Source organism: Clostridium magnum DSM 2767 (assembly GCF_001623875.1).
In the GTDB taxonomy this organism is placed as follows: Bacteria; Bacillota; Clostridia; order Clostridiales; family Clostridiaceae; genus Clostridium_AM; species Clostridium_AM magnum.
On record NZ_LWAE01000001.1, the window covers coordinates 1,526,249 to 1,544,182 of the forward strand.

General features: G+C 31.3%; 15 protein-coding genes. All 15 read left to right on the plus strand.

Translation table 11 applies throughout. The features are described from left to right. The first annotated feature begins 149 nt into the window (after positions 1-149). Positions 150-2,261 carry a polyribonucleotide nucleotidyltransferase gene (locus tag CLMAG_RS07435; RefSeq protein ID WP_066620178.1) on the plus strand — a complete coding sequence of 704 codons (2,112 nt, stop codon included), beginning with the start codon at positions 150-152 and terminating at the stop codon, positions 2,259-2,261. Between the two features lie 253 nt (positions 2,262-2,514). Further along, positions 2,515-3,813 (plus strand): M16 family metallopeptidase, encoded by a 1,299-nt coding sequence (locus CLMAG_RS07440; RefSeq protein ID WP_066620183.1) that lies wholly within the window; start codon positions 2,515-2,517, stop codon positions 3,811-3,813. A gap of 78 nt (positions 3,814-3,891) precedes the next feature. Continuing rightward, a complete protein-coding gene (locus tag CLMAG_RS07445) occupies positions 3,892-4,164 on the plus strand; it encodes a YlmC/YmxH family sporulation protein (protein WP_066620185.1) in 273 nt (90 codons plus the stop codon). A gap of 56 nt (positions 4,165-4,220) precedes the next feature. After that, positions 4,221-5,429, plus strand: a complete 1,209-nt coding sequence (gene dapG, locus CLMAG_RS07450) for an aspartate kinase (RefSeq protein ID WP_066620191.1) — start codon at positions 4,221-4,223, stop codon at positions 5,427-5,429. A 59-nt stretch (positions 5,430-5,488) separates the two neighbouring features. After that, positions 5,489-6,223 (plus strand): ClpP family protease, encoded by a 735-nt coding sequence (locus CLMAG_RS07455; protein ID WP_066620193.1) that lies wholly within the window; start codon positions 5,489-5,491, stop codon positions 6,221-6,223. A 95-nt stretch (positions 6,224-6,318) separates the two neighbouring features. Then, a complete protein-coding gene (locus CLMAG_RS07460) occupies positions 6,319-8,571 on the plus strand; it encodes a DNA translocase FtsK (protein WP_066620196.1) in 2,253 nt (750 codons plus the stop codon). Between the two features lie 91 nt (positions 8,572-8,662). Continuing rightward, positions 8,663-10,003 carry a 30S ribosomal protein S12 methylthiotransferase RimO gene (gene rimO, locus CLMAG_RS07465; protein ID WP_066620199.1) on the plus strand — a complete coding sequence of 447 codons (1,341 nt, stop codon included), beginning with the start codon at positions 8,663-8,665 and terminating at the stop codon, positions 10,001-10,003. Then, a complete protein-coding gene (pgsA, locus tag CLMAG_RS07470) occupies positions 9,987-10,574 on the plus strand; it encodes a CDP-diacylglycerol--glycerol-3-phosphate 3-phosphatidyltransferase (RefSeq protein ID WP_066620203.1) in 588 nt (195 codons plus the stop codon). The genes rimO and pgsA overlap by 17 nt, the downstream gene beginning before the upstream one ends. Positions 10,575-10,899: 325 nt before the next feature. Then, on the plus strand, positions 10,900-11,958 hold the full coding sequence (gene recA, locus CLMAG_RS07475; RefSeq protein WP_139264218.1) for a recombinase RecA: 1,059 nt from the start codon (positions 10,900-10,902) through the stop codon (positions 11,956-11,958). Positions 11,959-12,208: 250 nt separating this feature from the next. Continuing rightward, a complete protein-coding gene (gene rny, locus CLMAG_RS07480; protein ID WP_066620208.1) occupies positions 12,209-13,756 on the plus strand; it encodes a ribonuclease Y in 1,548 nt (515 codons plus the stop codon). Positions 13,757-13,908: 152 nt separating this feature from the next. Continuing rightward, positions 13,909-14,169: a stage V sporulation protein S gene (locus CLMAG_RS07485; protein ID WP_066620210.1), complete on the plus strand. Its 261-nt coding sequence runs from the start codon at positions 13,909-13,911 to the stop codon at positions 14,167-14,169. A 320-nt stretch (positions 14,170-14,489) separates the two neighbouring features. Next, entirely contained in the window at positions 14,490-15,356 is an 867-nt protein-coding gene (locus CLMAG_RS07490; protein WP_066620213.1) for a decaprenyl-phosphate phosphoribosyltransferase, read from the plus strand. A 29-nt stretch (positions 15,357-15,385) separates the two neighbouring features. Further along, the gene (locus CLMAG_RS07495) at positions 15,386-16,639 is read left to right on the plus strand and encodes a hypothetical protein (protein ID WP_066620481.1); all 1,254 of its coding nucleotides are present in this window, start codon (positions 15,386-15,388) and stop codon (positions 16,637-16,639) included. Further along, the gene (locus tag CLMAG_RS07500; RefSeq protein WP_066620216.1) at positions 16,636-16,992 is read left to right on the plus strand and encodes an SMR family transporter; all 357 of its coding nucleotides are present in this window, start codon (positions 16,636-16,638) and stop codon (positions 16,990-16,992) included. Before CLMAG_RS07495 ends, CLMAG_RS07500 begins: the two co-directional genes overlap by 4 nt. A gap of 85 nt (positions 16,993-17,077) precedes the next feature. After that, positions 17,078-17,929, plus strand: a complete 852-nt coding sequence (locus CLMAG_RS07505) for a PHP domain-containing protein (RefSeq protein ID WP_242872945.1) — start codon at positions 17,078-17,080, stop codon at positions 17,927-17,929. Positions 17,930-17,934 lie beyond the last annotated feature (5 nt).

Consider the following 17,934-nt stretch of genomic DNA (forward strand, 5'->3'; position numbering starts at 1 on the left):
CCGCTCTATTATTTTAAAAAAAAACATTGGAATAAAAATACAATTTCAACGCTTGTAGTAAAAAATATTTTAAATCTATAATTTAAATTGTATAATAATATTGATAAATATTGATAATAATATTGAAACCTGTGAAAGGAGGTTAATTTATGAGTCAAATAATGGAGACTGCTGTTGCAGGTAGAACTTTGAAGGTTGAATGCGGTAAAGTAGGTATGCTTTCAAATTCTGCTATTCTTATTAGTTATGGAGAAACAGTAGTTCTTGTTAACGCAAATGCATCAGATAAGCCAAGAGATGGGATTGATTTCTTCCCTTTAAGTATAGAGTATGAGGAAAGATTATACGCTGTAGGTAAAATTCCAGGAGGATTTATAAAAAGGGAGGGTAAGCCTTCCGAAAAGTCAGTTTTAAATGCAAGAGCAATAGATAGACCACTAAGACCGCTATTTCCTAAGGGGTATAGAAATGATGTGCAGGTGGTTTGTACTGTTGTATCTGTAGAACAGGATAACTCACCAGATATACTAGCTATAAACGGTGCATCACTGGCTTTATGCCTATCCAGTATTCCTTTTAATATACCTGTAGCGGCTGTATCTGTAGGATTAATTGAAGATAAGTTTATTATAAATCCAACATTAGCCGAGAGAGAAAAAAGCACTTTAAACTTAACTGTATGTGCAACTAAGGAAAGAGTAATGATGGTAGAAGCCGGAGGGCATGAAATACCAGAAGATGTAATGTATAATGCTATAATGTTTGGTTTTGAAGAATGCAAAAAAATAGTGACTTTTCAAGAAGAGGTTGTTGCAAAATTAGGCAAAGAAAAACAAGTGCCTGTGCTTCATAAAGTAGATGAGTCTATAGAGAAAGAAGTTAGAGACTTTGCATTCAATATCATAAAAGAAGCTATGTACATAACAGACAAGGATAAAAGAAATGAAGCTGTAAATGCTGCAAAGGAAAAGATTAGTGAGCAGTTTAGTGAAAAATATCCAGATAACTCTGCAGATATAGCAGAAATTATATACGGAATGCAAAAAGAAGTAGTAAGAAACATGCTTTTAAATGAGGATAGAAGACCAGATGGAAGAGCATTTGATCAAGTAAGACCTATCAGCTGTGATAACGGATTCCTTCCAAGAACACACGGAACAGGATTATTTACAAGGGGACTGACTCAGGTAATGACTGTTGCAACATTAGGAGCTTTAGGTGATGTTCAAATTCTTGATGGACTTGGTTCTGAAGAATTTAAAAGATATATGCATCATTATAATTTTCCGTCTTACAGTGTTGGAGAGGTTAGACCTTTAAGAGGACCAGGAAGAAGAGAAATTGGTCACGGAGCTTTAGCTGAAAAAGCATTAGAGCCTCTAATTCCTAATGAAGATGAATTCCCATATACTATAAGACTTGTATCAGAAGTGTTAAGTTCAAATGGATCAACATCTCAAGCAAGTGTATGTGCTAGTACTTTGGCATTATTAGATGCTGGAGTTCCAATAAAAAGACCAGCGGCAGGAATTGCTATGGGACTTATAACAAGTGAAGATTTATCTAAAGAAAAGGTTATTACTGATATACAAGGTATAGAGGATTTCTTTGGAGATATGGATTTTAAAGTAGCAGGAACAGAAGTTGGTATTACCGCTATTCAATTTGATACAAAGGTTCATGGCTTATCTAGTGAGTGTATAAAAACATCATTAAAAGATGCAAGAACTGCTAGAATTCATATTTTAGAAAAAATGAATGCATGTATCTCTAAGCCAAAAGAAGAGCTATCAAAATATGCTCCAAAGACTTATATAATGAATATAGATCCTGATAAGATTAGAGACGTAATTGGGCCAGGTGGAAAAGTTATAAATAAAATTATAGCAGAAACTGGTGTTAAGATTGATATAAAAGAAGATGGAAAGATATTTGTAATGTCTGATGATAGCGTATGCGCGAAGAGGGCATTGAAAATTATAGACGATCTAACTAGAGAAGTTAAGGTTGGAGAAATATATCTAGGAAAGGTTACTAAGATAACTACTTTTGGTGCCTTTGTAGAAGTACTTCCTGGAAAAGAAGGATTAGTACACATATCAAAGCTAGACTTTGCTAGAGTAAATAAAGTTGAAGACATAGTTTCTGTTGGAGATGAAATACTAGTTAAGGTAACTGAAATAGATAATCAAGGAAGAGTTAATCTTTCAAGAAAAGATGCTATAAAGGACTCTGAGGAAAAAGATTCAAAGGAAGAATAAAAATAGAAGGGCATTATGATGCCTTTTTATTTTTTAAGTAGGAATTTAAAACTTTTTATTAAAACAATACTTATTAGATATAAAAAAAGCTAATTTGTAGATTAATATGAAATATTATAAGGAATAGAGTATATAGATAGGCCAAAAGCAAAAAAGGCGGCTATGCCGCTTTGTTCTCGTATTATTATTGTAGGAAATTCAAATTTTAATATAATTTAGTATAATAAATATATGAATTCCTGAGGAGGCGCTTATGTATAATTTATTTAAATTAGACAATGGGTTAAGAGTAGTTGTTGAAAATATAGAGTATGTGAACTCAGTAAGTGTTGGCTTATGGGTAGAAAATGGTTCAAGAAATGAAAATAAAGCTAATAGTGGGATATCTCATTTTATTGAACATATGTTTTTTAAAGGAACAGAAAATAGAACAGCACTTCAAATAGCTGAATGTATAGAAGATGTAGGTGGTCAAATAAATGCTTTTACTGGTAAAGAGGCTACGTGCTTTTATGTAAAAGCTTTAGATTCCTATTTAGAACTTTCTTTAGATGTAATATCTGATATGCTTTTTAATAGTAAGTTTTCACCAGAGGATATTGAGAAGGAAAAGAGTGTAATTATAGAAGAGATAAATATGAGCGAAGATTCACCAGAAGATGTGTTATCCGATTTACATAGTGTAGCTATATGGGGAGATGATGCTATATCGCTACCTATATTAGGAACAGAAGATACAGTAAAATCTTTTACCAGGGATCAGATAGTCAAATATATTTCTTCATATTACATACCTGAGAATTCTGTTATATCAATTGCAGGTAAATTTGATCCCGAAAACATAGAAAAACTTGTAGAAAAATATTTTGGTAACTGGAATAGTACTAATAAAAAGTTAACTAAGTATTCTAAACCGGAAATTTTAAGTAAAAACTTATTTAAGAAAAAGAGTATTGAACAGCTTCATATAAGCATTGGCATTCCTGGTATAGAAACAGGAAGTGAGGATCTATATTCTTTACTACTTTTAAGCAATGTTTTTGGTGGTGGTGCATCATCTATACTATTTCAGAAGATAAGAGAAGAAAAAGGTTTGTGCTACTCCATTTATTCCTATATTTCGGCTTTTATGAATACTGGCGTTGTGAATATATATACTAGCTTAAACCCTAAGTATGCAGCTGATGCCATTAATATGATAAAGGAAGAAATAAACAAATTTGTTCAGAATGGTATAAGTGATGATAAATTAGTGAAAGCCAAAGAACAGCTAAAGGGAAGCTATATTTTAGGGCTAGAAAGTACTAGTAGTAGGATGTTTAGTAACGGAAAGTCTGTATTATTTTTGAACAAAATAAAAACTCCTACAGATCTTATAGAAAAGATAAATAGGATAGATAGACATAAGCTGGAGGAAGTTATGCAAAAGACTTTTGCTCATGGCATAATCAATTCATCCTTTGTAGGAGAAAATATAGATAGGGAACTTTTAAATAACATACTTACAACAGAAATAGTATCTTTTAAAAGTGAAAAAAGTAAACTAGTATAATTGAGCTGGTAATAACTCCTTAATATTATACATAATATGTAAAGTAGTAGATACATAATATTAAGGAGGTATTTAAATATGAGCGAAAATATAAAGTTTTATAGTGACATGGAGAAGTATGAGATAATTAATGTTAATGATGGAGATAAATTTAATTGCCTAGGAAATAATGATATAGTTATTGATGAGGATGGAAATCTAAAATTATTAATTTTAAATGATAATAAGTCTAAATTTGGCTTATTTGCCAAGAGTGAGTTTATAGAAGTGCCTTGGGAGTATGTAAAAAAAATAGGTTCGAAAACTATAATAATTGATGCAGAAGATAAAATGCTTAAGAGATCTCGTTAACATATTGAGATCTATCTAATATACTGTTATTAGAGAATGTTCATGGAGGGTAAATGATGAAAATATTAATACAAAAATTTGGAGGAACCTCTGTTTCCACCCATGAGAGAAGATTATTAGTAGTTAATAAGATATTGAAGGCAATAGAAGAAGGTTTTTCGCCTGTAGTAGTAGTATCTGCTATGGGAAGAAAAGGACAGCCTTATGCAACAGATACCCTTCTTTCTTTAATAAGTGATGAATTTAAGAAAAATACTTTGGCTGTAGACCTGCTTATGAGTTGTGGTGAAATTATAAGTACAGTAGTAACAAGTGATGAATTATCTAAAAATGGATTACAGTCAGTACCATTGACAGGAGGACAAGCAGGAATTATAACTGATGATAACTATAATAATGGATCTGTCTTAAGGGTTCAGCCAGAAAGATTATTGAATATACTTAGAGAAGGAAAAATACCTGTAGTTGCTGGCTTTCAAGGAATAAGTGAAAATGGATATGTAACTACTTTAGGAAGAGGTGGAAGTGATACCACTGCATCACTTTTAGGAGTAGCTTTAAAAGCAGAAGAAATTCAAATCTATACAGATGTTGATGGAATTATGACAGCAGATCCAAGAATAGTTTCAGATGCAAGTTTAATTGAAGAGATTGGTTATAATGAAGTTTTCCAGTTTGCTGATCAAGGGGCTAAGGTAATTCATCCTGGTGCTGTAGAAATAGCTGCTAAAGGGAATATTCCACTTGTTATCAAAAATACTCTTAATGATTGCAAAGGAACTATAATTAGTGGTAAAGCTATGCAGATTTCTAACAATATTATCGATGGAATTACTTCAATGGATGATAGAGTACAAGTTACGGTAGAGTGCGATAAAAATAAAGATAATGAAAACTATTATGTATTATTTGATGAATTGGCAAATAATTCGATAAGCTTAGATTTGATAAATGTATTCCTAAATCAAAAAATATTTACTATTGATAAAAAAAATATGGAAAACTTAAAAATTATAATGAAAAACCTTGGACTTCAGTATTCTTATATAGAAGATTGTACTAAGATAGCATTAATTGGCAGTGGAATGAGAGGTATACCAGGTGTTATGGCTAGAATATTAAAGGTGTTAGCTAAAGAAAATATACAGATACTTCAAACTGCAGATTCACATACTACTATATGGTGTCTTGTAAGAAGTAAAGATGTAGAAAAAGCTGTTAATGCACTTCATAGAGAATTTAAATTAGGTGGAGAGTGTAATTAGCATGTATATAGGTCCCCTTTTATGCATAGAATAAGGCTATGCAAGGAGGGGATTACTACATGTCAGATGAAAGAGAAAATCGTGATAATCGAGATAAATCAGAAACTAAAAATGAAGTGGAAAATAAAGAACTACAGAATATAAAAGAATTAGGTGTTCCTAATATTCCCAAGGGTAGAGACAGAATTCAAATACTTCCTATAATTGGTCAAATTGAAGGGCATGGTGTTTTGCCGCCTCAAACTAAGACAACTAAATATGAACATGTTATACCACAGTTAATTACTATAGAAAATGATTCTAGTGTTGAAGGAATATTAGTGGTATTGAATACTGTAGGTGGAGATGTAGAAGCAGGTCTTGCTATATCGGAAATGATAAGAAGTTTAAGTAAACCTACGGTATCTTTAGTAATCGGTGGGGGGCATTCTATTGGTGTACCACTTGCTACTTCATCAGATTATTCATTTATTTCGCCTACCGCTACAATGATTGTTCACCCTGTAAGAATGAATGGATTGGTTATAGGGGTTCCGCAAACCTTTGAATATTTTAATAAGATGCAGGAAAGGATAAATGATTTTGTAGTAAGAACATCGAAGATAAATAAAGATAGATTAAAGGGTCTAATGCTTCAAACAGATGAACTTTTAAATGATATGGGAACTATTTTGATTGGTAAGCAGGCAGTTGAGGAAGGATTGATTGATGAAGTTGGTGGTATAAGCGATGCACTTAGAAAACTAGAAGAGCTTATACAGCAAAATAAAAGTGAGGGCGAAAAACGACCATAGGAAATTTCCTATGGTAATTTATATTTGTTAAAGGTATAAAAAGGAAATAGGTAGGCTATGTAGAAATATTTATATTGCTGGAGGTGATATTGAATATGGCTAGAAAAACTGAAAAATATGAATTTAATAGTGACATAAAAGGAATTTTATTAATTACTATAGGAATACTTATGATTATTAGTATTTTTTCATCAACGTCCTCTGGAATTGTAGGCAAGTTTATAAAAAAATTACTAATAGCCGTTATGGGATTAGGAGCTTTTATATTCCCTATCTTAATAATTTTTATAGGATTTTGTTATGTAGTAAAAAAGAACAAAATAAATTTCAGTAAAAAATTCTATGGGATTTTACTTTTTATTGTTACTACCCTTTTATTTACGCAGATGATAGTGCTGTCTAATTATTATATTAATGATAATGTGTCTTCAGGTATACGTAGATTATATGAAACGGATGAAATACTTCATGGAGGGATTATAAGTTTCTTAATAGATGTGCAACTATTTAACTTGTTTGGAACCCCGGGCTGCTATGTGATTTTTATTTCCTTATACATAATATCCTTTATAATTATGAGTAGAGTAACATTGTATGATATATTACATAAAATTAAGTATGCATTAAAGGAAAACTATATTGAAGAAGATGATACAATAATCCAAGATAAGAGTGACAAAGTAGTAAAATCTGATGATGAAAAAGAAAGCTTTATTAAAAATATTAATAATAGAATAAAAATACTTGATTTTATGAAAGCTGGAGATAAAAAAGAGGAAGAAAATTCAATAAATAAAAATGGAAATGATTATAATAGTCAAAGTAAAAATAAAAGACATCATATAGAAATTGAATATGCCTCTGACAAGATAGAGGATAATTCCATAAATGAAGAATTAGAAAAACAGATAATTAATAATAAATCTGTTTTAAATCTAAAATATAATTTTCCACCACTAGATTTATTAAAGCCCAATATTCAATCTAAGTTAAATAAGGAAGATAAAAAGGAACTAATTAGCAATGCTAATAAACTTGAAGAGACTTTAAATAGCTTTGGAGTTGAGGCCAAAGTCATTCAGGTTAGTAAAGGTCCTTCGGTAACTAGATTCGAATTGCAACCAAACCCTGGGGTGAAGGTAAGTAAAATTGTTAATTTATCTGATGATATAGCCTTAGGATTAGCAGCATCCGGGGTTAGAATAGAAGCACCTATACCGGGAAAATCTGCAATAGGAATAGAAGTACCAAATAAAGAATTAGCAGCTGTATACTTACGAGAAGTAACGGAATCTCCTGAATTCATTAATTCAAATAAAAATTTGGCATATTGTTTAGGAAAAGATATAGGTGGTAATTGTGTAGTTTCAGATTTAACAAAAATGCCTCATATGCTGATTGCAGGGGCTACTGGTTCCGGTAAGAGTGTATGTATTAATACACTTATTGTGAGCTTATTATATAAATATTCACCGGATAATGTTAAGCTTTTGATGATAGATCCAAAAGTAGTTGAATTGAGTGTTTATAATGGAATACCACACCTATTGATACCAGTTGTAACAGATCCTAAAAAAGCTGCAGGTGCTTTAAACTGGGCTGTTCAGGAAATGAATAGAAGGTACAAGCTTTTTGCTGATAATGGTGTAAGAAACATTGAAGGTTATAATGAATTAGTTGATAAAGGAATGGCAGAAAACAAACTATCTTTTGTTGTAATAATTATTGATGAGTTAGCAGATTTGATGATGGTATGTGCTAATGATATTGAGGATTATATAGGACGTTTGGCACAGATGGCAAGAGCTGCAGGTATGCATTTAGTAATTGCTACTCAGAGACCCTCTGTAGATGTTATAACAGGGGTTATTAAGGCAAATATCCCTTCAAGAATATCCTTTGCGGTATCAAGTCAAATTGACTCTAGAACAATTCTTGATACTGCTGGAGCAGAAAAGCTTCTTGGAAAAGGAGATATGCTATTTTATCCAGTAGGTGAAGCAAAACCTGTAAGAATACAAGGGGCATTTATCTCGGAAAGTGAAGTTGAAAAAGTTGTTAACTTCATAAAAGATCAGCAGGGAGAGCCCCAATATGAAGATCATATAATAGAGCAAATAGATACAAGCACTAATGGAGAAAATTCTGAAAGTGATGATTTGCTAGAAGAAGCAACTAGAATCGTGGTAGATGCAGGTCAAGCATCTACGTCTTTAATTCAGCGAAGGCTTAGAATTGGATATAATAGAGCAGCGAGAATAATGGAACAGATGGAAGAAAGAGGAATAATATCCGCAAGGGATGGAAGTAAACCAAGGCAAGTACTGATAAAAAGAGATGAGCTTTAATTTAAATTTTGTCTTGTAAAATACAAAAAGTAGATTTAAAATAAAATATGAGTTTATTAAATATCATTTGTGTACATACAGGAGGATAAAAGTGGAAAAATTAAAAATAGGACTTATTAGTTTGGGCTGTGATAAAAATAGAATTGATTCGGAAATTATTTTGAAAAATATACATGCTGATAATATTATAATAAATGATCCTAGAGAAGCAGATGTAATAATTGTAAATACCTGTGGATTCATAGAGTCATCGAAACAAGAGTCCATAGACACTATACTTGAAATGGCAGAATACAAGAAAAAATACAATTGTAAGCTACTTGTAGTAACAGGATGCTTGACTCAAAGATACGGTGAGGAACTTAAAGAGCTTTTGCCAGAGGCAGATATAATGCTAGGAGTTAATGATTATAACAAGCTTAATGAAAGCATTGAAAAATGTATTACTGGTAAAGAAAGTAAGTTTTATAGCTTTAATTATAGTGATTTATCTATAAATGAGGGTGAAAGAATTTTAACTACAGAAGCTTACACTGCATATTTGAGAATTTCTGAGGGATGCGATAATTTTTGTACCTATTGTGTAATTCCTAAAATTAGGGGAAGATATAGAAGTAGAGAAATAGAAAACATATTGAAAGAAGCTAAAAGCTTAGCAGATCAAGGAACTAAAGAGATTGTACTTGTAGCTCAAGATACTACTAGATATGGTATTGATATCTATGGCAAAAAAATGCTTCCACAGTTAATTAAAGAGGTTTCTAAGGTAGATGGCATTGAGTGGATAAGGATATTGTACTGTTATCCAGAAGAAATTACGGATGAATTAATAGATGAGATAGCAAATAATGATAAAGTATGTAAGTATTTAGACATTCCAATTCAGCACATAAGTAATGATATTCTAAAGCTTATGGGAAGAAGAGGAAGAAAAGAACAGATAGTAGAAAACATAAATAAGTTAAGAGAAAAAGTGAAAGATTTAGTTATAAGAACATCAATCATAGTTGGTTTCCCAGGTGAAACAGAGGAAAACTTTGAAGAACTAAAAGAATTTATTAAGGAAACAAAGTTTGGCAAATTAGGTGTATTTACATATTCACAGGAAGAAGGTACACCGGCAGCTACTATGGAAAATCAAATTGATGAAGAAGTAAAGAAGAAAAGAGAGGAAGAATTAATGCTTCTTCAACAGGAAATCTCTAAAGAGCTTAATGCTGTTAAAGTAGGCAAGATTTATGAAGTTATTGTAGAAGGAAAAGAAGAAGACTTGTGGTATGGAAGAAATTATGAGATGGCACCACAAATAGATGGTTTAGTTTATTTCCAAAGTGATAGAGTTATAAATAAGGGAGCTATGGTTAATGTCAAAATAACAAGTAGCTATGAGTATGATTTAAAGGGAGTTGTATGCGATGAATCTTCCAAATAAGCTTACAATATTAAGAATTATATTGGTTCCATTATTTTTGGTATTTATTTCAATGAAAGGTATACCTTATGGGAAACCTATTGCAATTGCAATATTTATAATTGCATCTGTTACTGATACTCTAGACGGATATATAGCAAGAAGTAGAAACCAAGTAACAAGATTTGGGAAGTTCATGGATCCTTTAGCAGATAAGCTATTGGTAACAGCAGCTTTGATATCTCTTGTAGAGTTTCATATAGTACCTGCTTGGGCAGCTATGATAATTATTGCTAGAGAGTTTGCAGTAACGGGTTTGAGAACTGTAGCTGCAGCTGAAGGAATAGTTATAGCAGCTAGTGCCTGGGGAAAAGCAAAGACAGTTACACAAATAATTGCAATTATAATGGGGCTGATTAATCTAAACTATAATCATGTGTCTCTAGGTTTAGTAAAAAAGTTTATAAATTATCCTCATAAATTTCTAAATATTACTACAGATATAGCAATGGCTGCTGCCGTAATTATTACAATAATATCTGGTTTGGATTATTTCTTAAAAAATAGAGGGGTAATGAAGTCAGATAAATAAAAAGAATTAACATCAATTGAGAATGCGTAACGACTATAAATTTTTGTATTAGTGCAAAAGTTCATACGCATTCTTAATTTTTGGTCTCTTAATTTTATCCATTTTCATTTCATTGATTAAATCTTAGTGATTTGTCCATAATGAAGAATAGTGTATGTGATTCCTAAATAAGGAATTAATACTTAATTTTCATGTAAATACCCATAATATCTATTTAATATATAGGCAAATTAGTTTTATATATTATTGACCGTCATAGTATTATAGTATATAATGAAATTAGAACAAATGTTCGAAGTGAAAGGAAGTGATCCCGGTGGGGAATATTAATGCAGAAAAGCTAAAAGCATTAGAAGCTGCAATGGGACAAATAGAGAAGCAGTTTGGAAAAGGTTCTATAATGAAACTTGGAGAGCAAAGTGGACTAAATATAGATGCCGTATCAACAGGATGTCTTGATCTTGATATAGCTTTGGGTATTGGTGGTGTACCAAGAGGAAGAGTAATAGAAATATTTGGACCTGAATCATCAGGTAAGACAACAGTTGCACTACATATTGTAGCGGAAGCTCAAAAAGCTGGTGGTGCAGCAGCGTTTATAGATGCAGAACACGCACTAGATCCGGCTTATGCTAAGGCATTAGGTGTTGATATAGAAAACTTAATTGTATCTCAACCAGATACTGGAGAACAGGCTTTAGAAATAGCTGAAGCGCTGGTAAGATCGGGAGCTATAGATGTAATGGTTGTAGACTCAGTTGCTGCTTTAGTACCTAAAGCAGAAATAGAGGGTGAAATGGGAGATTCTCATGTAGGATTACAAGCTAGGCTTATGTCACAGGCTTTAAGAAAACTTACAGGTTCTATAAACAAGTCAAAGAGTGTGGCAATATTTATAAATCAATTGAGAGAAAAAGTTGGTATCATGTTTGGAAATCCTGAAACAACTCCAGGAGGAAGAGCACTAAAATTCTATTCATCTGTCAGAATGGACGTTAGAAGAATAGATTCTATAAAGCAAGGCGATGAAATTGTAGGTAATAGAACAAAGGTTAAAGTTACTAAAAATAAAGTTGCTCCACCTTTTAAGCAGGCAGAATTTGATATTATGTATAATCAAGGTATATCAAGAGAAGGAAATGTTCTTGATGTAGGGGTAAGGGAAGAACTGGTACAAAAAAGTGGGGCTTGGTTCTCTTATAATGATATTAGACTTGGTCAAGGAAGAGAAAATGCTAAGCAATTCTTTAAAGAAAATCCTGATGTAATGTATGAAATAGAAAATAAAATCAGAGAAAAGCATGAGTTACCAGTACTAAAAACAGTAGAAACTAATAAAAATAAAAGTGAAACTAAAGCGGAAGCAAGTAGTAGTGAAAAATAATCGCAATAGATGTAACATAATCGCAGGCTTGAATAGCCTGCGATTATGTTATTATAAGGAAATTATTTAATATACTTTGGCGAATAGGGTATATATAAACTTGACAATAATTAAAATATAATATAAAATGAAGACAAATTCTGGTTTATCATGTATTTAAAATTACCAAATGAATATATATGACACCTATTCTATGCTTGCATATTTAGCTAAAATATAGATACACAAATAAAGCAAAGGAGGTGTCCATGTGAATACTAATTTTATTATATATGAGATTATTGCTGGTGTAATAATAGCAATTGGTTTGTTTGTTATATTCTATATGACAAAGAATAAAGCTGAGGCTATAAAGTCACAGGCTCTTGAAGAGTCTAATAGATTGAAAGAAGATGCTGAGAGAGAAGCAGAATCGAAGAAGAAAGAAGCAATATTAGAAGCTAAAGAAGAGGTTCATAGGCTAAGAAACGATTTAGAGAGAGAGTCTAGGGATAGAAGAAATGAAGTCCAAAGACTGGAAAGAAGACTAATTCAAAGAGAAGAGTTACTTGACAAAAAAAGTGATGCTCTTGAGAAGAAAGAAGAAGGTCTAAGTAAAAAACAACAGGAAATTGATGATTTACAAGTAAGTGTAGAGCAATTGTATGGAAAACAAAGAGAAGAACTTCAAAGATTGTCTGGGCTGACTTCTGACGAAGCTAAGCAAATTTTATTGGAAGAAGTAAATAAAGAAATAAAGCATGAAGCTGCAATAATGATTAAAGAAGTGGAAGCAAAAGCTAAGGAAGAAGCTGATAAAAGAGCAAGGGAGATTATTACCTACTCTATACAAAGATGTGCAGCTGACCATGTAGCAGAAACCACTGTTCATGTTGTTACATTACCTAATGATGAAATGAAAGGAAGAATAATTGGTAGGGAAGGAAGAAACATAAGAACTCTTGAAACCCTAACTGGTGTAGATTTAATTATTGATGATACTCCAGAAGCTGTAATTCTTTCAGGATTTGATCCAATAAGAAGAGAAGTAGCTAGAATAGCATTAGAGAAACTCATAATTGATGGAAGAATTCATCCGGCGAGAATTGAGGAAATGGTTGAAAAGGCTAAAAAAGAAGTTGAAAATGATATTAAAGAAGAAGGAGAACAAGCAACTTTTGAAACTGGAGTACATGGTCTTCATTCAGAATTAATTAAATTACTAGGAAGACTTAAGTACAGAACCAGTTATGGCCAGAATGTTTTAAAGCATTCTATTGAAGTTGCTTATTTGGCTGGTCTTATGGCTTCAGAACTTGGAATGGATCCAACGATGGCTACTAGAGCGGGATTACTTCATGATATCGGTAAAGCTGTAGACCATGAAGTTGAAGGTCCTCATGCTATTATAGGGTCAGAAGTTGCTAAGAAGTATCGTGAGTCTTCTATAGTGGTAAATGCTATTGGAGCCCATCATGGTGATTTAGAATTTCAATCTTTAGAAGCTGTACTTGTTCAGGCTGCTGATGCAATTTCAGCTGCAAGACCTGGAGCTAGAAGAGAAACTTTGGAGGCTTATATCAAACGTTTAGAAAAATTAGAAGAAATTGCAAATACATGTGAAGGTGTAGATAAGTCATATGCCATTCAAGCGGGAAGAGAACTTAGAATTATGATCAAACCAGAAGAAGTTGATGATGCCGGGTCTGTTGAAATGGCAAGGAATATTGCAAAGAAAATTGAAAGTGAGTTGGAATATCCTGGTCAAATAAAAGTAAATGTTATAAGAGAAACCCGTGCAATAGAATATGCAAAATAGTTTATAGTCATATAAAAGTAAAATTATTCCTTTTAGATTTTGTAAGATATAGAAAGTTTACAAAATTTAAAAGGAATTTTTAGATTTCTGTAGAATATTATAACGTAGTAACAATAACTAATAAAGGTAATATAATATATAGGAGGTTTATTATGGAAGTATTAAAGGTTTCAGCAAAATCAAGTCCAAATTCAGTGGCAGGAGCTTTAGCAGGAGTTTTAAGGGAGAGGGGAGCAGCGGAAATACAAGCAATTGGAGCTGGGGCTCTAAATCAGGCTATTAAAGCCGTTGCTATAGCAAGAGGTTTCGTTGCGCCAAGCGGAATAGACTTAGTATGTATTCCAGCGTTTACGGATATTGAAATAGATGGTGAGGAAAGAACTGCAATAAAGTTAATTGTGCAGCCAAGATAAAGAATTAAATCAAAAATGAGTTTTAAAAGGGACTTGAAGTTAAATCAGGTCCCTTTGATTTTTAATTAATAATATTGACTATATTGTAGGCTATGTTAAAATGGATGAAGTGGAAACTTGAATCAGATGGGGCCAAACTCCATCTGATTCTTAGTTAAACGAATCCAGGAACGTAGCCGCTCGAAACGTAATCTTTGAGAAAAGCAGCGAACCAAAATCTCTGATTTTGTGTGAGTCGCTTTCACACCGTGCGTAGGGAGTATTAGAGCGGGTAGTTATCGGATAAAGACGTAAGGTAGCATATAATAAGGAGGAAAGTAATGGACGTTAAAGCAGTTTTAGAATTAATGAGACCTAAGCAGTGGATTAAAAACTTCTTTGTATTTGCAGCAATAGTTTTTTCAGGGAATTTTTTTAATGCTAATCTACTAATGAGTAATATCTTAACCTTTATTTTATTTTGTTTTACTTCGTCCTCAATATATATATTAAACGATATTGTGGATATAGAAAAAGATAGGTGTCATCCGGATAAAAAGAGAAGACCACTTCCTAGTGGACGTGTGTCGAAAAAAATAGCAATCATATTGGATATACTTATAGCTTTAGGAATAGTATGGAGTTCATATAAGATGCTAAATATACTAATTTTATCTGTATTGGCAGTCTATATGTTTATAAATATACTTTATTGTTTTAAGTTGAAAAATGTAGTTATTATAGATGTTATGGTAATAACTCTGGGATTTGTATTAAGGGTTGAAAGTGGAAGTGTAGCAACTGGAGTCCAGGTATCACCTTGGCTATTTTTATGCACGATACTTCTCTCATTATTTTTAGGATTAAATAAAAGGAAGAGTGAGATCATAACATTAAAAGACAAAAGAAGTTCTCATAGAAAGATATTAGAAGAATACTCGGTACATATGATTGATAAGATGCTTACAATTGTAACACCATCTATATTGATGGCGTATTGTTTGTATACTTTTAGTTCTACACAAAGTAAAACTATGATATTTACTATTCCTTTTGTTTTATATGGAATTTTTAGATATGAATATCTAGTGGACAAGGAGAATGTAGGAGGAAAACCGGAAGCTGTATTCGAAAAGGATATTCCATTTCTAATAAATATATTGTTATGGATGATATCTGTTTTAGTTATAATATATTTAAGACTATAGAGATGAGTTATAGAAAGGATTTTAAATTTATGCAGTTAGAAAGCTTAAAAAAAGACATATATTATAAAGTAGTACTAATCACTGGATTAATTGCATCAATATTATGGATAGTTTTTGTAGATACAAAACCTTTCTCAGATTTCAAGTATTATTATGATTTGGCTGTTGGTATAGCAAATGGATTGCCTTGGGGAGACACTTATACATCTGTAGGGTATTCAATAGTACTTGGTGGTATTTTTAAGTTATTTGGTGCTAGTATGATTAATGCTAAAGTATTTAATTTAATACTTGCCTTTGTGAGTAATATATGCTTTCTATTAATACTAGATAAAATAGATATTAATGAAAAAGGTAGAAAAATTATCTTTGCTTTATTTGTATTTATGCCTAATAATATATTTTATAACAGCATTTTAGCAACTGAAATATTATTTACAACAATACTGCTAATTACAACAAATATATATTTTAGTAATATTAAATATAAATATGTCTACATTGGGATTTTAACAGGATTAAATACAATGATTAAACCATTTTTTGTTGTATTTGCATTGGCAGTATTTTTAGTAGATTTATTAAAGGAAAAACAGCTAATAATGTCAATAAAAAATTCATTAATTATATTAATAATTGCTATGACAGTTATATCACCTTGGATTTACAGAAATACAAAACTTGTTGGAGAGCCTACCTATGTATCTAATAATGGGGGAATAGTTCTATATATTAACAACAACTCTCAAAATGACCGAGGCAGATGGATGGCCGCAAGTGATGTGGAAAATTCAATTGTAATAACAGAAGAGTATAAAAATGCAAACATGACTGAGAAAAATAAAATGTTAGCTAGTTCAGCTAAAAAGTGGATTAAAAGTCATCCAATAGAATTCATGAAGCTTGGTTTTAAAAGATTGTTTAATACATATTTTGTAGGTGATGATATTGTCTATAGCACTAATGGAAGTATGTTAAGTGATTATACCAAATCTATACTTTATAGCATAACAAATAACATAAGAAATATAATTTTTGTTCCAGCTATAATTTATATACTTATCTACAGTGTTGTGATTTTACATGCTGTTATATTCAGAAAAGTTCATATGTTGAATAAATTCCGAATTTATGTCATAATATTATTCTATATGTTTACTTCTATATATTTTATAACAGAGGGTCAGGGAAGATATGCATTTCCAGAAATATTTATAATGGTATATTGTTTTTATCACTTCATGAGCTTTGCAATATTGAAATATAAGGAGTTGCGTTTATGATAGGATTAATATTGGTTTCTGTATTTTTAGGAGCTATCGGACAAGTTCTGGTTAAATATGGAGCGTCTGCTCTCGAACTAAATTTTGCAGGAAAATATTTAATTGGAAGCATATTCAATATACTAGGAAATATGCCTGTAATGTGTGGAATTATCTCATATGGAGTTAGTTTTCTGTTATGGATAAAAGTTTTGAGTAAGGTGGAGCTAAGTTATGCATATCCTATGGTTAGTATAGGCTATATAATTACTATGATTTTTTCCTATTTTATATTCAAAGAAAATATTTCATTTACAAGACTTTTAGGTGTTATTTTCATTATTATAGGTGTAATATTAGTGGCTAGAAGTTAAAAAAAGCTTAGGCCTTCTAAACTATAAAGGTTAGTCAAAAATTGTTTAAAATAGATATTTTAAAAGTTTTGACTAACTTTAGAAGATGGGTGATAAAATGCTTTATGCAGATTTGCACATTCACTCCAACTATTCTGATGGAAGATTAACACCGGAGGAAATAGTTGATTTAGCAATAAAACGAAATATAAAATGTATTTCTATTACAGATCACGATAATATTGATTCTCAATATATTGTGAATAACTATGCAGATAGTAAGCGCATAAAAATTATTTCTGGATTAGAACTAAGCTCTCAATATGAAAATATTGAAATTCATATTTTATGTTATTTTATTGATACTCAAAATGAAAATTTAAAACTAAGTCTTGATGAGATAAAAAATAATAGACAAGATAGAGCTAAAAAAATAATACAAAAATTAAATGAAATAGATATTGATGTTAATATTGAAGATATTGATAGACAATATTACGATCGATCAATAGGAAGACTTCATATTGCTAAACTCCTTGTTAAAAAGGGGTATACTAGTAGTATTAAAGAAGCTTTTCAAAAATATCTAATTAAAGATAGACCTGCATTTGTAGAAAGAAAAAAAATTAACTATAAAGAAGCTCTTAAACTTATATCTGATGCAAAGGGAATAGCCGTATTAGCACATCCTGGAGAAATATACAAAAGTATGTTTGGTGAAAAATTGATAAAAGGCCTCAAAACATATGGTCTTAAGGGAATAGAGGTGTTTCACCCATCACATTCTCCTAAAGTACTAAACCATTATTATAACTTAGCAAAAAAATATTCGCTACTAATTACTGGGGGGAGTGATTGTCACGGAAACACCATAAATACAGATTATGGATTAGGTACTATGGGAATGGATGAAGCACTGACATATAAATTTTTATACTATGCTGCAAAAAAACTATAATAACA

Bases quoted from the DNA above. Each gene is read 5' to 3' on its own strand.
- CLMAG_RS07435 (WP_066620178.1), top strand. From the start codon at position 150: ATGAGTCAAATAATGGAGACTGCTGTTGCAGGTAGAACTTTGAAGGTT.
- CLMAG_RS07440 (WP_066620183.1), top strand. From the start codon at position 2,515: ATGTATAATTTATTTAAATTAGACAATGGGTTAAGAGTAGTTGTTGAA.
- CLMAG_RS07445 (WP_066620185.1), top strand. From the start codon at position 3,892: ATGAGCGAAAATATAAAGTTTTATAGTGACATGGAGAAGTATGAGATA.
- dapG (WP_066620191.1), top strand. From the start codon at position 4,221: ATGAAAATATTAATACAAAAATTTGGAGGAACCTCTGTTTCCACCCAT.
- CLMAG_RS07455 (WP_066620193.1), top strand. From the start codon at position 5,489: ATGTCAGATGAAAGAGAAAATCGTGATAATCGAGATAAATCAGAAACT.
- CLMAG_RS07460 (WP_066620196.1), top strand. From the start codon at position 6,319: ATGGCTAGAAAAACTGAAAAATATGAATTTAATAGTGACATAAAAGGA.
- pgsA (WP_066620203.1), top strand. From the start codon at position 9,987: ATGAATCTTCCAAATAAGCTTACAATATTAAGAATTATATTGGTTCCA.
- CLMAG_RS07485 (WP_066620210.1), top strand. From the start codon at position 13,909: ATGGAAGTATTAAAGGTTTCAGCAAAATCAAGTCCAAATTCAGTGGCA.
- CLMAG_RS07490 (WP_066620213.1), top strand. From the start codon at position 14,490: ATGGACGTTAAAGCAGTTTTAGAATTAATGAGACCTAAGCAGTGGATT.
- CLMAG_RS07495 (WP_066620481.1), top strand. From the start codon at position 15,386: ATGCAGTTAGAAAGCTTAAAAAAAGACATATATTATAAAGTAGTACTA.
- CLMAG_RS07500 (WP_066620216.1), top strand. From the start codon at position 16,636: ATGATAGGATTAATATTGGTTTCTGTATTTTTAGGAGCTATCGGACAA.
- CLMAG_RS07505 (WP_242872945.1), top strand. From the start codon at position 17,078: ATGGGTGATAAAATGCTTTATGCAGATTTGCACATTCACTCCAACTAT.